The sequence below is a fragment of the Novosphingobium aquae genome, assembly GCF_037572715.1.
Taxonomy (GTDB): Bacteria; Pseudomonadota; Alphaproteobacteria; order Sphingomonadales; family Sphingomonadaceae; genus Novosphingobium; species Novosphingobium aquae.
This window is the reverse complement of record NZ_JBBHJY010000001.1, coordinates 827,079-841,851: the sequence shown is the minus strand read 5'-3', so window position 1 is coordinate 841,851 and position 14,773 is coordinate 827,079. Positions and strand designations below refer to the sequence as shown.

13 protein-coding genes and 1 tRNA gene are annotated in these 14,773 nt (G+C 64.0%); 1 reads left to right on the top strand and 13 read right to left on the bottom strand.

From position 1 onward, the window contains the following. Position 1: 1 nt before the first annotated feature. The 10 genes from WG900_RS04225 to WG900_RS04180 all read right to left on the bottom strand — a co-directional run bounded on the left by WG900_RS04225 (position 2) and on the right by WG900_RS04180 (position 10,570). Positions 2-976 carry an ABC transporter permease gene (locus tag WG900_RS04225; protein ID WP_339964911.1) on the bottom strand — a complete coding sequence of 325 codons (975 nt, stop codon included), beginning with the start codon at positions 974-976 and terminating at the stop codon, positions 2-4. 68 nt (positions 977-1,044) lie between these two features. Beyond that, positions 1,045-2,475, bottom strand: coding sequence for a CmpA/NrtA family ABC transporter substrate-binding protein (locus tag WG900_RS04220; protein ID WP_339964910.1), 1,431 nt, complete (start codon positions 2,473-2,475; stop codon positions 1,045-1,047). Positions 2,476-2,692: 217 nt separating this feature from the next. Further along, positions 2,693-3,901 carry a CmpA/NrtA family ABC transporter substrate-binding protein gene (locus WG900_RS04215; RefSeq protein WP_339964908.1) on the bottom strand — a complete coding sequence of 403 codons (1,209 nt, stop codon included), beginning with the start codon at positions 3,899-3,901 and terminating at the stop codon, positions 2,693-2,695. After that, a complete protein-coding gene (locus WG900_RS04210) occupies positions 3,901-4,479 on the bottom strand; it encodes an ANTAR domain-containing response regulator (protein WP_339964907.1) in 579 nt (192 codons plus the stop codon). The genes WG900_RS04215 and WG900_RS04210 overlap by 1 nt, the downstream gene beginning before the upstream one ends. An 85-nt stretch (positions 4,480-4,564) precedes the next feature. After that, positions 4,565-4,640 (bottom strand) — tRNA-Lys (locus WG900_RS04205). A 126-nt stretch (positions 4,641-4,766) separates the two neighbouring features. After that, positions 4,767-5,882: a rod shape-determining protein RodA gene (rodA, locus tag WG900_RS04200; RefSeq protein WP_339965320.1), complete on the bottom strand. Its 1,116-nt coding sequence runs from the start codon at positions 5,880-5,882 to the stop codon at positions 4,767-4,769. Further along, positions 5,882-7,990 (bottom strand): penicillin-binding protein 2, encoded by a 2,109-nt coding sequence (gene mrdA, locus WG900_RS04195; protein ID WP_339964906.1) that lies wholly within the window; start codon positions 7,988-7,990, stop codon positions 5,882-5,884. Before mrdA ends, rodA begins: the two co-directional genes overlap by 1 nt. Beyond that, positions 7,990-8,544, bottom strand: coding sequence for a rod shape-determining protein MreD (locus tag WG900_RS04190; protein ID WP_339964904.1), 555 nt, complete (start codon positions 8,542-8,544; stop codon positions 7,990-7,992). The genes mrdA and WG900_RS04190 overlap by 1 nt, the downstream gene beginning before the upstream one ends. Continuing rightward, positions 8,544-9,446, bottom strand: coding sequence for a rod shape-determining protein MreC (locus WG900_RS04185; protein WP_339964903.1), 903 nt, complete (start codon positions 9,444-9,446; stop codon positions 8,544-8,546). Before WG900_RS04185 ends, WG900_RS04190 begins: the two co-directional genes overlap by 1 nt. Positions 9,447-9,523: 77 nt before the next feature. Then, positions 9,524-10,570 (bottom strand): rod shape-determining protein, encoded by a 1,047-nt coding sequence (locus WG900_RS04180; protein WP_310532056.1) that lies wholly within the window; start codon positions 10,568-10,570, stop codon positions 9,524-9,526. A 188-nt stretch (positions 10,571-10,758) separates the two neighbouring features. Here WG900_RS04180 and mutL point away from each other — a divergent pair, with 188 nt between their 5' ends. Next, positions 10,759-12,552: a DNA mismatch repair endonuclease MutL gene (gene mutL, locus WG900_RS04175; RefSeq protein ID WP_339964901.1), complete on the top strand. Its 1,794-nt coding sequence runs from the start codon at positions 10,759-10,761 to the stop codon at positions 12,550-12,552. Here the strand turns inward: mutL and WG900_RS04170 are convergent, their stop codons facing one another. From WG900_RS04170 to WG900_RS04160, 3 genes are all read right to left on the bottom strand, one after another. Next, positions 12,553-12,999: a MaoC family dehydratase gene (locus WG900_RS04170; protein ID WP_339964899.1), complete on the bottom strand. Its 447-nt coding sequence runs from the start codon at positions 12,997-12,999 to the stop codon at positions 12,553-12,555. It abuts the gene before it with no gap. A gap of 4 nt (positions 13,000-13,003) precedes the next feature. Then, complete coding sequence (locus WG900_RS04165; protein ID WP_339964896.1) at positions 13,004-14,383, bottom strand: hypothetical protein; 1,380 nt, start codon at positions 14,381-14,383, stop codon at positions 13,004-13,006. Positions 14,384-14,444: 61 nt separating this feature from the next. Continuing rightward, a complete protein-coding gene (locus WG900_RS04160) occupies positions 14,445-14,765 on the bottom strand; it encodes a hypothetical protein (protein ID WP_339964895.1) in 321 nt (106 codons plus the stop codon). Between the last annotated feature and the right edge of the window lie 8 nt (positions 14,766-14,773).

Genomic DNA, 14,773 nt, shown 5'->3' with positions numbered 1-14,773 from the left:
ATCAGAACGTCCGGTTTCGGCTGACGAAGGACTGGAGCGCCATCATCACGCGGTCGAGGGCAAAGCCGATCAGGCCGATGACGACCACGGCGACCATGATGCGGGCAAGCGACTTTACGTTGCCGTTCTGGAACTCGTCCCAGACGAATTTGCCGAGGCCGGGGTTCTGGGCGAGCATTTCCGCGGCGATCAGCACCATCCAGCCGGTGCCGAGCGACAGGCGCATGCCGGTGAAGATGTAAGGCAGCGAGCTGGGCAGGACCAGCTTGGTCAGCCGTGCTGCCCAACCGAGCTTGAGCACGCGGCCGACATTGATCAGGTCCTTGTCGATGCTGGCGGTGCCTACCGCTGTGTTGATCAGCGTCGGCCACAGCGAGCAGAGCATGACCACCACTGCCGAGATGACGAAGCTCTTGGGCATCAGGCTTTCATCGCCGCCCGCCATCGAAGCGGAAACCACCATGGTGACGATCGGCAGCCAGGCCAGCGGGCTGACCGGGCGCATGATCTGCACGATCGGGTTGATCGCGGCATTGACCGTCTTCGACATGCCGGCAACCAGTCCCAGCGGCACGGCGACCAGAGAAGCGAGGATAAAGCCCAACGCGACGGTTTCGAGAGAGGTGAAGATCTGGTCGATGAAGCTGGGTGGGCCGGTGTAGCTCGATCCCGCGGCCTCAGCCACTGCGGCATCGGCACGGATCGCAGAGGCTTCGCCCATCAGGCCGATGAAGGCCGTCCAGACATCGCCGGGGCCGGGCAGCGCACCCAGCGAAGTCTTCACCGTCGGCGCCAGCACAGCCCAGAGTGCGAGGAAGATCAAGACGCCCGCAACCGGCGGCCATGCGGCATCATAAATGTCGCGGGCCGGGGGCAGTTTGGCGAGCAGCGCGCCCGCCCGGGTAGGAAGCTTTGTTTCGGCGGCCGTGGTGGCTGACGACTTTGCCTCGACCGGCGGGTCCACTTCGTCGGTCATGGCAAATTCTTCTTTCCTGAGCGGGGCGGCATTCATGTCTATCATTCCCTGTCTTCGGATGCTGCGCGTTACTTGACGCCGGCGGCGCTGACCTTCTGGCCATCCTTGAGCCCGATGGCGAAACCGGCGGCATAGGCAGCAGGCTTGCGCGGATCGAAGGTCACACCGTCAATCGCCTTGCGGGTGTAGGTGCGGTAACCGTCGGTCTTGGGGAAGGTATCGGCCGGGATCTTGCCTTCGGCGACAAGGCTGGCGGCAGCGGCATCGTATAGATCGGTGCGGTATGCGGCCTTGACCGTATCGAGATACCACTGGTCAGGCTTGGCCTCGGCGATCTGGCCCCAGCGGCGCATCTGGGTGAGGAACCAGATGCCGTCGGACCAGAACGGATAACTGGCCTGCTGGTCGAAGAAGAGGTTGAATTCCGGCGTATCGCGGGTGTCACCATCACCGAAGGTGAACTTGCCGGTCATCGATGCCATCAGCACCTTTTCGTCAGCCCCGACATATTTCGGCGAGGCGAGCAACTTGACCGCTTCAGGCCGGTTTTTGCCGCCCTCGGCATCGAGCCACATTGAAGCCTTGATCAGCGCGCGGACGAGGGCCTGTGTGGTCTTGGGGTTTTTGGTCGTGAATTCCTCGGTCAGGCCGAATACCTTGTCACCCGTGGTGCCGGCGATATCGGGATCGACGATGATCGGCACGCCGATCTTCTTGGCGACCGCAGCCTGGTTCCACGGTTCGCCGACCGAGAAGCCGTTGATCGTGCCGGCTTCGAGCGTTGCTGGCATCTGCGGCGGCGGGGTTACCGAAAGCTGGACCTCCGCGCCTGTGGTGCCAGCGGTGTCGCCAGGCAGGTAATAGCCGGGGTTCAGGCCGCCAGCGGCAAGCCAGTAGCGCAGCACGTAATTGTGCGTCGATACCGGGAAAACCATGCCCATCTTGAATGGCTTGCCGTCCCCCTTGAACTTGGCGACGACGGGCTTGAGTGCGGCGGCGGAAACCGGATGCGCTACCTTGCCATCGGCACCCTTGGGCAGGGTGGGGGCGATCAGGCCATAGACCTCGTTGGAGATCGTCACGGCCTTGCCATTGATGTCGAGGCTGAAAGGAGTGATCAACTTCTGCTTGGCACCGATGCCGGCGGCGGACGCCAGCACTTGTCCCGCAAGCATGTGCGCGCCGTCGAGCTGGCTGCCGGTCACGCCGTCTAGAAGCACCTTCCAGTTGGCCTGCGGTTCAAGTGTTACGTTGAGACCTTCTTCGGCAAAGAAGCCCTTTTCCTTGGCGACGACCAGCGGGGCAATGTCGGTCAGCTTGATGAAGCCGAGCTTGAGGTTCGACTTCTCGATCCCCTTTTCAGCGGCGACCTTGGCGACGTCGCTGGTGTCAACCGGAGCGCTTGAACCGCCGCCGCCGCATCCGGCCAGCGCCGCACTGGCGAGCAGCGCCGCGAACATTCCCCGCCGATCGAACCCGAACCTGTGAACCGTATTCATCGCGCCATTCCCCGTGACAGAAGCGCAAACAACAAAAAGCCGCCTCGAACTGGTCTCCTGAAGGGAGGCCAAATCGGGCGGCACCGTTGCCACGCATGTGAATGATACAGGGCGGATGAGTGCGACCCGGCTTTGGGTCACTCCACTCCTGTGCCCTTTGGGTAAGCGATTCGGCCGATCGGACGCAAGCGAAATTTATTGCGCTGCAGCAGAAAATTTACGGCAGGTGCGAAAGGTAAGCCTCAAGCGACGATGGATCGAACACGCCGCCATCGAAGAAAGCATTGCTTTCCAGTGTCATTTTGCCCTGCTGCGTGCCGACCGCGAGCTGGGTTTCAACACTGCCTTCAACCTTCGAACTTGCCCCCGGCAGCGGCTCCTGCGTGCCGAGCAGGGCGCTGCGGTATACGTCAGGGCGGAATACCCGGGCTGCGCGGGCAGCCTCACCAGCGTCGAACGGCGTGCCTTCCCAACGCACCATCTGGGTGTAGAGCCACTGGGCCTGACTGACCCAGGGAAAATTCGCAGCCTCGCGGTACTGAAACATGAAGTCGGGATAGTGCACCGGCTCGGTGCCCTTGGCGAGCAGCAGGCGATCGGCAATGGCGCGCTGGATCAGTTCGGCAGAGCCATCGAGATAGGCTGGCCGGGCAAGAATCGCGGCATTGGCCTCCCAGTTCTCCGGATCGATGAAGTGCCGGCCTGCCGCGATCAGCGCGCGGATCAGGGCCTCGACCTCCTCGCGGCGATCGGCCAGCACCGGTTCGCGCAGGGCGAGCACCTTTTCCGGACCGCGCCGCCAGATCTGCGCGGTCGCGAGCACGATGCGCCCGACGCCGCGTTCCACTGCCACGCTGTTCCACGGCTCACCCACGCAGATCGCATCGACCTCCCCAGCCTCGAGCGCGTCAGCGCAGAACGGCGGCGGCACGGTGGCAATCTCGACATCGCGATCCGGGCGAATCCCGCAGGCAGCTAGCCAGTAGCGCAGCATGTAGTTGTGGCTCGAATAGCGGTGCACCACGCCGAAGCGCAGCGGATGGCCAGCGGCCACGCGCTCTGCCGCGAGTTCGGCAAGCTTGCGCCCCACCTCTGCGGGATCGCCAAGGCCGGCACCGGGTGAAATCCTGTCGGCAATCGCGGTTGTGAAGGTCACGGCATTGCCGTTCAGCCCCAGCACGAACGGAGCGGACAGCGGCACTGCCGGCCGGCCCCGGCCCAGAGTCGTCGCAATGGCGAGCGGCGCGACCATGTGCGCGGCGTCGCTGTGGCCATAAAGCAGCCGGTCAAGCACTGTCGCCCAGCTGGTATCGCGGACCATGCGAATGGTCAGACCTTCGGCCTCGGCAAAGCCGTGTTCCTGCGCCAGGATCGGCAGCGCCGCATCGACCAGCGGAAGGAAGCCGATGGAGAATTCGCGGGCCATCATTTTCCTCCCAGCAAGCTGTGTGCGGTGACAACAGCCTCGGCAATGTCGATAATTCGTCGCCCCTGATCCATCGCCGCCTTGCGCAGTTCGGTATAGGCCTGAGGCTCCCCGCAGCCGCGGGTGTCCATCAGGATCCGCTTTGCGCGGTCGATCGTCTCGCGTTCGGCCAGCTTGCCCTTGGCTTCGGCCAGGTCCGACTGCAGGCGGGCGAAGGCGTTGAAGCGGCGCACGGCAAGATCGAGAATCGGGCGGATGCGGTGCGGTGCCAGTCCATCGACAACATAGGAGGAGACGCCGGCATCAATCGATGCGGCGATCGATTCCTCGTCGCTCTCATCAACGAACATGGCGATCGGCCGATCCAGCGCGCGGCTGACGGCGAAGTATTCTTCCAGCACGTCGCGTGAAGGATTGCCGAGGTCCATCAGCACGATGTCTGGCGCAATCTCGCCAATGCGGGCAACAAGTCCGCGCCTTTCCGTGACCACGAAAGTTTCACAATCGTCGAACGCGGCAAGGCCCTCGCGGATCACCGCAGCACGCGTTGCGCTTTCATCGACGATGGCTATCCGCATTGCCGCTTTGTGCAGTGCAGCACGGCGGCACGCAACGAAGTTTTGCTTTCAGCGCGGGAGCGAAGAGCGGAATGGAGAAGGGGGGTGGTGGACGCACTTGGGCTCGAACCAAGGACCCGCTGATTAAGAGTCAGCTGCTCTACCAACTGAGCTATGCGTCCACACGGGCGGTAAGTTCCGCGGGGTCCCGAATCTCGGGAGCGCCCCCTATAGCGCTTGATTCGAGCGATGGAAGGGGTTTTTTCGATCTAATTTTCCGAGCCGACAGGCCAGCCTGAATTCGCGGCTTAGTCTGCCCACCGCCCGCGGCTGCGGGTCCAGCGGTCGACTGCCATGATCGTGCCCAGACAGATCATGTTCGTCATCATCGAAGAACCGCCATGGCTGACGAAGGGCAGGGGGATGCCAACCACCGGAGCGAGGCCCATGACCATCATCAGGTTGATCGCCATGTAGAAGAACACCGTGCAGGTCATGCCCGCCGCAAGAAGCTGCGAGAACCGGTCCGGCGCCCGGTCTGCCACGCGCATTCCCCAGCGCAGGATGTGGATGAAGGTGCCGATTACAAACAACCCGCCCAGCAGGCCCCACTGCTCCGCCATCGTGGCGAAGACGAAGTCGGTATGCGCCTCGGGCAGGTAGCCGAGCATGGATTGTGAACCGTTGCCGAAACCCTTGCCGGTCAGGCCGCCCGAACCAATGGCGATCTTTGACTGTAGAATGTGATAGCCGGTGCCGCTGGGATCAGCCTCGGGATCGAGGAACACGAACACGCGCTTGCGCTGGTAATCGTGCAGCAGGAAGAAAAAGGCGATGGGCGCGGCAACAAGCGCGGCGGCGCCCCCGGCCACGAACCAGCGCATCGGCGGCCCGGCAAGGAAGATCACGACGATTGCACCAAAGCTGATGGCGAGGCCGGTGCCAAGGTCGGGCTGCAACATGACCAGCAGCGCCGGGATTGCCAGCAGGCCGAGCGCGGGGACCAGCGCCTTGAATTCAGCGGTCATTGAAGGCGGCAAGTCCGAATAAAAGCGCGCCATGACCAGCACGATCACCGGCTTCATCAGTTCCGAGGGCTGCAACGTCATGAAACCAAGGTTGAGCCAGCGCTGGCTACCACCACCGATCCCTCCGATCAGTTCGACGAGGATCAGGAGGACGACAACGGCACCGTAGATCGGATAGGCTCCGAACTTGAACAGGTCCTTGGGAATGGCCGCGATCACCAGCGCCATCACCAGAAACACCCCGAAGCGGATCAGATGGCTCGATGCCCAGGGCGCCATTGAGCCGCCCGCCGCCGTATAGAGCACCGAGGCTCCGAATAGGACGAGCGCGAACAGCGGGATCAGCACGCGCCATGGCTGGCGGGCGATCGGTTCGGGAATGGCGTTGCGCCACATCATTGCGGCGCCTCCGCTTGCGGGGCTGCAGCCGGTGAGGGCGAGGGCACCGTAGCCGGGACCGGCGTGCCCTTGGTCTCGTCAACCTCACTGCGCGGCACGATCACATCGTTGACGATCTTGTCCGGCGGGGTTGCGGCCTTCTCGGCCTTGTCCTTGGCTTCCTCGACCGCTTTGTCACCGCCGACCTTGGCCGCGGAAGTCCCGTAAGCGGCGGTATAGGCGCGGTACTTTGCCGACATGCGTTCCGATGGCGTGCCGCCCCAGCCCTTTTCCATTTCGAGAAGGATCGCCCATGCCTTGGCCGGATCGAACAGATAAGTGAACACGTCCTTGGCAATCGGCGCGGCGGCGCGCGCACCAAAGGTGCCGTGTTCGACCACGACCGAGATTGCATATTTCGGCCGGTCCGTCGGCGCATAGGCGATGAACAGCGAGTGATCGCGCGACTTCCAGTCACCCACGTGCCCGCGCGCGACCATGGCCCGCACCTGCGCTGTGCCGGTCTTGCCGGCCATCTGGATATTGTCGAAGGGCAGTTTGCTTCCCACCCCGGTGCCCGATCCGTTGACCACGCGGAACATGCCGTCATGCGCCACGGCGAGCTGTTCGGGCGTGAAGGGGAAGGCAGGCCCGAACGGCTTGGGGTGGCCATGGATCAGCGACGGCTGGAGGTTCTTGCCGCTGGCAATGCGCGACGTCATCACCGCCAGTTGGAGCGGCGAAACCGAGACATAGCCCTGGCCAATCGATGCATTGAGCGAATCCGCCGCGCTCCATTCCTGCTTGTAACGCCGCATCTTCCACGCCGCGTCCGGGATCGTGCCATAACGCTGCGAGGAAATCGGCAGATCGAATTCCTGCCCGAGACCAAGCATCTTGGCGACAGGCGCAATGGCATCATAGCCAACCCGGTGCGCCATCGACCAGAAATAGGTGTTGCAGCTGTGCTCGATCGATTCGCGCATGTTCACGGAACCGTGAACGGCATCACAGCGGAAAAAGCGGTTGCCGAGACGGTAGCCACCGGGGCAGCTAACGCGCTCTTCCGGATCGACCCCGTGCAATTGCAGCGCCAGCGTCGCCATTGGCTTCATCGTCGATCCCGGCGGATAGAGCCCGCGCAGCGCCTTGTTGAGCAAGGGGATGTGATCATCGTCGTTGAGCATTTTCCACTCAACGCGGCCGATCCCGCCAATGAAGCTGTTCGGATCGAAGGCGGGCATCGAGCAGAGCGCGAGGATACCCCCCGTGTCGCAATCGATCACCACGACCGCCGCCGATTCGAGGCCGATGCGCCGCGCGGCGAAGTCCTGAAGCGCGCCATCGATCGTCAGCTTGATCGGGTTGCCCTGCACATCGTCGCGCATTTCCAAGTCGCGCACGACGCGGCCATTGGCTGTAACTTCGGTGCGCCGCGCGCCCGGAACCCCGCGCAGGGTCTGCTCGAACTGCTTTTCCAGACCGTCCTTGCCGACCTTGTAGCCCGGCGTGATCAGCAGGGGATCGCGGTCTTTCTTGTATTCGTCTGCGGTTGCCGGCCCGACATAGCCGACCAGATGCGCCACTGAAGGCCCGGTCGGATAGAGCCGGGTAAAGCCGCGCTGCGGCAGAACGCCGGGCAATTCGGGCAAACGGACGTTGATCGCATCGAACTGCGAACGTTCGAGCCGGGCGCTGATCTCGACCGGCTGGAAGCCCTGCGATTCCTCGATCTTGTCCTTCAGGTCCTGCAGCTTTTCGGGCGTCAGGCTGAGGATCTGGCCCAACTGGCCCAGCGTCTCCTGAAGATTGGGCACGCGTTCAGGAATAAGATCGACACGGTAGTACTGCTGGTTCGCCGCGATAGTCTGGTTGTTGCGATCAAGGATCAGGCCGCGTCTCGGCGGTATCAGGCTGAGGTTGACTCGGTTGCTTTCGGACAGCGTCTTGAAATGCTCGTTCTCAGCTACGGCGATCCACGTCATCCGCGTGGCGAGCAGCACGCCCACGCCGGCCTGCAAGCCGCCGATGACGATTGCGCGCCGGTCGAACGAGTTGGCCAACTGGCCGCTCGTGATGTGCTTCTGGGTTCGCTGGCTGAAGCGATCCCTGAATCGCTTCCACATCACCGGATGCTCCGAAAGCGGATGAGCCGGAGCCGGTCGCACCAGGCGGCGAAGCGGCCGACCAGCGGAAACAGTAATATCGAGGCGAGAATCTGGAACAGCACCGGAGTAACAGCAATGGCCGGTGCGCCGTGTCCGCCGATCAGGCAGGTCAGCAGGATATAGCCGGTCGCAAGCACAGACCCGACCAGCCAGTCGACCAGCACGCCGCGCCAGGGATAGGTCGCCTCAAGCAATTCCATCGCGATCAGCGTCAACGACCACAGCAGGATGCCACTACCCAGCGGCAATCCCGAATAGAGATCGTCGAACAGGCCGAGCGGCAGGCCAGCCCAGACCGGCAGCACACCGGGGCGCACTTGCCGCCAGGCGACGAGCATCAGGTAGCCGAACGGCGGCAGCACCGGCGCGGAGAAGATCGACAGCCACTGCGGCACGACCGAGGCCAGCATGATCGACAGCCACGGCATGACATTCGCCAGCACCGGTGAATGCGAGCGGTTGATTTCCTTGCGGTACCGGCGCTGCGGAAAAAGCGGCGGACGACTGGCCATTACTTCTTCGCCGGAGCTGGCGGCGGGGCAGCGCTTACCGATGCGTCAGGCATTCCCAGCGCGGCAATGTAGACCGGCTCGACAACCACGAATTCGCTCGACGCGGGATCGCTCAGCACGCGGGCGGTGGCCCCGTCGCGGGTTACGGCCATGACCACGGCCACGGCAATTCCCGGCCGGTAAAGCCCGCCGGAACCCGAGGTCACAAAGATGTCGCCCGGTTTCAGCGGATTGATGCCAAGGCTGACCAGCTCGAGCTGCATCGTGCCATCGCCAACCCCGCGCGCCGTAGCGACGATGCCATCGGTAGAGCGCCGCACCGGAACCACGCTCTCGCTGTCGGTAATCAGCAGCACGCGTGAGGTGCCGCGCGACACTTCGAGCACGCGTCCGACAAGGCCAAGTGGCGATCGCACCGGCATTCCCGTCGCCACGCCGGCGCTTGATCCGGCGGACAGCGTGGCAAACCGGCGCAGGCTGGAGCCGGTGGAGGCAATAAGTTGCGCCTTGGCGACCGGGACCACGCCTTCGACCGGCATGTGCATCAACGCCTTCAGCCGGCGGTTCTCGTTGGCGAGGGCAGCAGCTTCGGCGAGACGAACGCGGTTGATCTCGGCCTCACGCTCTAGCCGGGCGACCCGGCTGCCGCGCGTGAAATAGCCGCCGATTGTATCGAAAAATCCGCTGCTTTCCGAGCGAACGGTGGCCGTGGCCGTGGCCATCGGGCGCGCTCCGTCAGAGGCCAGACCGCGCAGGCCGGAAAAGGCGTTGGGGTCGACGAAAGACACGATCAGCAGCGCGCCGCCCAGCAGCGCGCCGGCGATAGCGGCGATGTAGCCGAAGAAATTTGTATACTGCGCCCGTTTGGAAAAGCCGGTGCGCCGGTTGCTCGGCGGCGCCATGCGCCTCTCCTTCTATCCCGACGTTCGCGCTTCCAGCCCCTCCAGACGCTTGCGACCGCCGATATTCCTCAAGACGATCAGGCGGTCATCAGAACGCCGCGGTACATCGGTTCTTCCATCGCCCGCCCGGTGCCGAGAGCGACGCAGGACAGCGGATCCTCTGCGACCGAGACCGGCAGGCCGGTTTCCTCGCGCAGGAATTCGTCGAGTCCCTTGATCAGTGCGCCGCCGCCCGTAAGCACGATGCCCTGGTCGACGATGTCTGCAGCCAGTTCCGGCGCGGTGTTTTCGAGCGCGATGCGAACGCCTTCGACAATGGCGCTGATCGGTTCGTTAAGCGCCTCGGCCAGGTTGGCCTGCGTGATGGTGATTTCCTTGGGCACGCCGTTGACGAGGTCGCGGCCCTTGATGTGGATCGTCTCACCAATGCCGTCGAGCGGCGTGGTGGCAACGCCGTAGTCCTTCTTGATGCGCTCTGCCGTGGCTTCGCCGATCAGCAGGTTGTGATGGCGGCGGACATAGGAAACGATGGCTTCGTCCATCTTGTCACCGCCAACACGCACCGACGTGGTGTAAGCGAGGCCGCGCAGCGACAGCACGGCGACTTCGGTCGTGCCGCCGCCGATATCGACCACCATCGAGCCGATCGGTTCGGTCACCGGCATGTCAGCACCGATAGCGGCAGCCATCGGCTCAAGGATGAGAAACACTTCCGAAGCGCCGGCGTTCGATGCCGCGTCACGGATCGCGCGGCGTTCCACCGAGGTCGAGCCCGAGGGCACGCAGATCACGATTTCCTGCCGGCGGAATACCGAGCGGCCGCCATGCACCTTGCGAATGAAGTGCTTGATCATTTCTTCGGCGACTTCGATGTCGGCGATCACGCCATCGCGCAGCGGGCGGATGGCTTCGATGCTGTCCGGGGTCTTGCCCATCATCATCTTCGCGTCGTCGCCAACGGCCTTCACGCGCTTGACGCCATTGATCGTCTCAATCGCGACAACCGACGGTTCATTAAGGACAATTCCGCGATCCTGCACATAGACCAGCGTGTTCGCCGTCCCCAGATCGATTGCCATGTTCTGCGAGCCAAGTTTGAAGAATCGCGACAGGAAGGATGCCATTGAAAAATCCGTTTTATAACAAACTATTAACCGCATTTCCTGCGGTGGCTATAGGCCGGCCGGAAGGCGGGGGAGGCCGCCCATTAGCGCATGCCCCCGGGAAAGGCCAAAATTTTGTTGGGCTAGCCACAGATTCCGCCGCGCTCCGGCTCGAATTCGCATCGCTTCACCGCTAGGCTAACCGCGCAATGCCAGTGATCCGCCGCCTGCCCGAAAATCTTGTAAACCGCATCGCCGCCGGCGAGGTGGTCGAACGGCCTGCTGCTGCGCTGAAAGAGCTGGTCGAGAACGCCATTGATGCAGGTTCGACGAACATCGCCGTGCGCCTGTCAGCCGGCGGGCTCGACCTGATCGAAGTGACCGACGATGGCTGCGGCATGGACCCGGCGGAGATGGAACTGGCGCTGGAACGCCACGCGACGTCAAAGCTGCCGGATGAGGCGATCGAACTGGTCGCCACACTGGGCTTTCGCGGCGAGGCCCTGCCTTCGATCGCGTCGGTCGCCCGTCTCACCATCGAAAGCCGCGTGCGGGGCGAGGACAGCGGGTGGCAACGCGTGATCGATCACGGCAAGCTGGCCGAGGAAGGCCCGGCGGCGCTCCCGCCCGGCACCCGCATCCGGGTCGAGAACCTGTTCGCGCAGGTCCCGGCGCGGCGCAAATTCCTGCGCTCGGCGCGGTCTGAATACGCCGCCTGCCTTGATGTCGTGCGCCGGCTGGCCATGGCGCGGCCGGACATCGGCTTCACCTTGGAACACGACGGTCGCCGCGCACTCGCAGTCCAACCCGGCGAGGCGCTGGCCGAGCGCGTGGCGCGGATCATCGCGCGCGAACTGGCGGACAACGGCGTGGCCGTCTCGGTCGAGCGCGGTGACATGCGGCTGACCGGCGTGGCCGGCCTGCCGACCTACAACCGCGGTGTGGCCGATCACCAGTACCTGTTCGTCAATGGCCGCCCGGTGAAGGACCGGCTGCTGATCGGCGCTGTGCGCGGTGCCTATTCGGACATGCTGGCGCGCGACCGCCACGCGGTGCTGGCGCTGTTCCTCGACCTGCCGCCGCAGGATGTCGACGTGAATGTCCATCCGGCCAAGACCGAAGTCCGTTTCCGCGATCCCGGCTTTGTGCGCGGCTTCATCGTTGGTGGTCTGAGGCAAGCGCTCGACAGCGGCGACCGGCGCAGCGCGCAGGCTCCTGCCGCTTCCGCGATGGCGCAGTGGCAGGTTGAACCGGTGCGACCTGAACCGACGCTCGGCTCGTTGTTCGCGCGGGAATATTCCGCGCCGCTGTCGCGGGTAAGCGATGCCGGGCAGGCGTGGCGCGGCTATGAAGTGGCCGTGATGGCCCCGCCAATGGCCCGCGCCGAAATGGCGGAAGAGCAGCCGGCGGAGGCGCAGCAATTCCCGCTCGGGGTGGCGCGCGGACAGGTTGCGGGCACTTATATCGTCGCCGAGGCGGAGGACGGCCTGATCATCGTCGACCAGCACGCCGCGCACGAACGGCTGGTGCTGGAACGGCTCAAAGCCGCCGGGGCGGGCGACAAAATGACCAATGCGCAGGCGCTGCTAATCCCCGAAGTCGTCGAACTCGACGAACCGGTCTGCGACCGGCTTGAGGAACGTGCGGAAGACTTTGCCCGCTTCGGCCTCACGCTCGAACGCTTCGGCCCGGACGCGATGCTGGTCCGCTCGGTCCCCTCGGTACTAGGTCAGGGTGACGTCCAGGCCCTCGTCCGCGATATTGCCGACGACCTTGCCCAGAACGGCGATGCCCTGCTGCTCGGCGAACGGCTCGACCTCGTACTGGCGACGATGGCCTGCCACGGATCGGTGCGGGCAGGGCGCTCGCTGTCAGTTGCCGAGATGAACGCACTGCTCAGGGAAATGGAACGCACGCCGCGTTCGGGCCAGTGCAATCATGGGCGGCCGACGTGGGTTAAACTGGCGCTGGGTGATGTCGAGAAGCTGTTTGGGCGGAAGTGATCAGCCCGGCCGCACCTGCACAAACGCATTCGCCACATAACTCAGCACCGCCTCGCCATGCTGGTTCAGCGTCCGCACGCGCGTCCGGAAAATCCCCATGTCGGGCTTCGACGCGCTGACCCGCTTTTCCAGCACTTCGCGCTCGCAGGTGAGCGTGTCGCCGGGATAGACCGGCTTAAGGAAGCGCAGTTCGTCGATGCCGGGTGAGCCAAGCCCCTGATGGCCGCGCTCGTCTTGATATTTCACGATCATCGCCATGGTCATGCCGCAGGTGTGCCAACCGCTCGCCGCCACGCGCCCGAAGTGGGTCTGCGCGGCGGCGGCGTCATCGAGGTGGAACGGCTGGGGATCATATTTGCGCGCGAAATCGAGCACTTCCTCACGCGTGACCGCGTAAGAGCCGAAGCGTTCGACCTTGTCCAGTACCAGATCCTCGAACCATTCCATGCGTCTAGTGTCCCAACGAGAGTTTCGCGAAGAGCGTATAGCCCATCGGCGACTTCCCGTAATAGGGATCCAGCACATCCGGCTTGGCATAGGCGGCGACACTGCCGCCGAGTGCCAGCTGGAACGTGTCACCCAGCGGAATGCGCCGTGCGTATCCCGCCTGGAACTTGCTGACGCGGAACTTTTCGTCATGCAGGGGGTGGCTGTGATCGGGGAACAGCTCGTCATTCGCCACGTTCTCGAACCGTCCGAACAGCACGTTCTTGCTGTCGAGCTTCCAGTTCACTTCGCCCAGCCATGCCGAAAGGGTTTCGCCCGGAACACGCTTCTTGGCGCTGTAGGCGAGCATGGCGGAGACCGCCTCGCTGGCATAGTGCGCAGAGGCGGTGAAGCGATGCTCGTTCTCACCGGGGTGCACGGCCTCAGGCTCCTTGATCTCGCCGTAGCTGGCCTGAATCGCCCAGTTGGGCGTCGGGTTCAGCGTGCCGCGCACCGACCAGGAATCGAGCTTCGGCGTCTCGATATCCCAGCGGTCTTCGTCAGGCTCGCGCCCACGAAAAGCCGAGGCTTCGATCTGCCACGTGTTGCCGGCAAGGCCAGCCGTGACGACGCCATAGGTAATGTGCGTCGAATCGAACCAGTGGTGCGCGATGGGCGGCTCGGGATTATAGGCCGCCGACCCGCGATGCATGAAGGCCGAGGGTCCAAGCGCGGGTTCGCCGACCGGGCCGCCATAGAGGAACAGGCGCGTCTTATCGCCAATGTTGAAATCAACGCGCGCCGCAAGTTCCATGAACAGATCGTGCGGATGCTGGCGATCGACCAGCGGCAGGCCGCCTGCCGTCTCACCCGTCGCGAAAAGGTTGGGGTAGCCCTCGGCATCCATCGCCGGTTCAAGGCTGAGCATCGATTTCAGCTGCACGCGGCCCCATTCCGGCTCGGTCTGGGCGACGGCCATGAGCATTGAGGTGGAATAGAACTTGTCATCGCCGCGCGGGCCGGTGGCCTTGGTGTACTTGGCCGACACGTCGCCGTGGAGCATCACCATCCAGTTGCCCGAATTGATGTGCAGCCCACGCATCCCGCCTTCGAGTGCTGGGAGACGCGCGGTGCCGGAGCCCTCGGCAGGCTGGGTCGACACAGAGTGGTCCGCCTTGTGATCCATGCCCTTCATTTCGTGGCCGGTCATGTCGTGGCCGGACATATTGTGGCCAGCATGGGGATCTGCTGCGGGAGCAGAAACGGGCGCCGGAGCTGGGGCAGGGGCAGGCGCAGGCCCGGCAGCCGGCGCCTCTTCATGCGCGCCGTGATCATGTTTGTGGTTCTGCGCCAGCGCTGGACTGGCGATCGAAGCGGCGCAGGCAAGCGCCGCCAAGCGGGTCATTCTCATCGGAATAGGTCCTGTTCTGATTGCTGGAAATGCGCCGCATCACGCGGCGAAGCAATCAGGCTCGCGGCGGCGGCAGGGCGGGCTGGACGGCGAATCCGCTGAGTTGGTCGGTAATTGCCGCGACCGGCTCTGCGGCAAAGACGAAAGGCTGAGCGCTGAGGCGCAGGCCATCGGAATAGGGCGCGATGCAACCGATGCAGTCATGCGGCACCGCGCCGGCCTGCTTCTGGACGGGCGCTTCGGGCTGGTGATGGCCGTGATGCGCCTGAGTGTCGGTTTCGCTCACCTGTACCGGCTCGGCGCAATGCTGCGACACGGCCAGCGCCGGGGCCGCGAGGCAGAGGATCAGCAGACAGGCAAGCAGGCGGCGCACCATGATGGCAA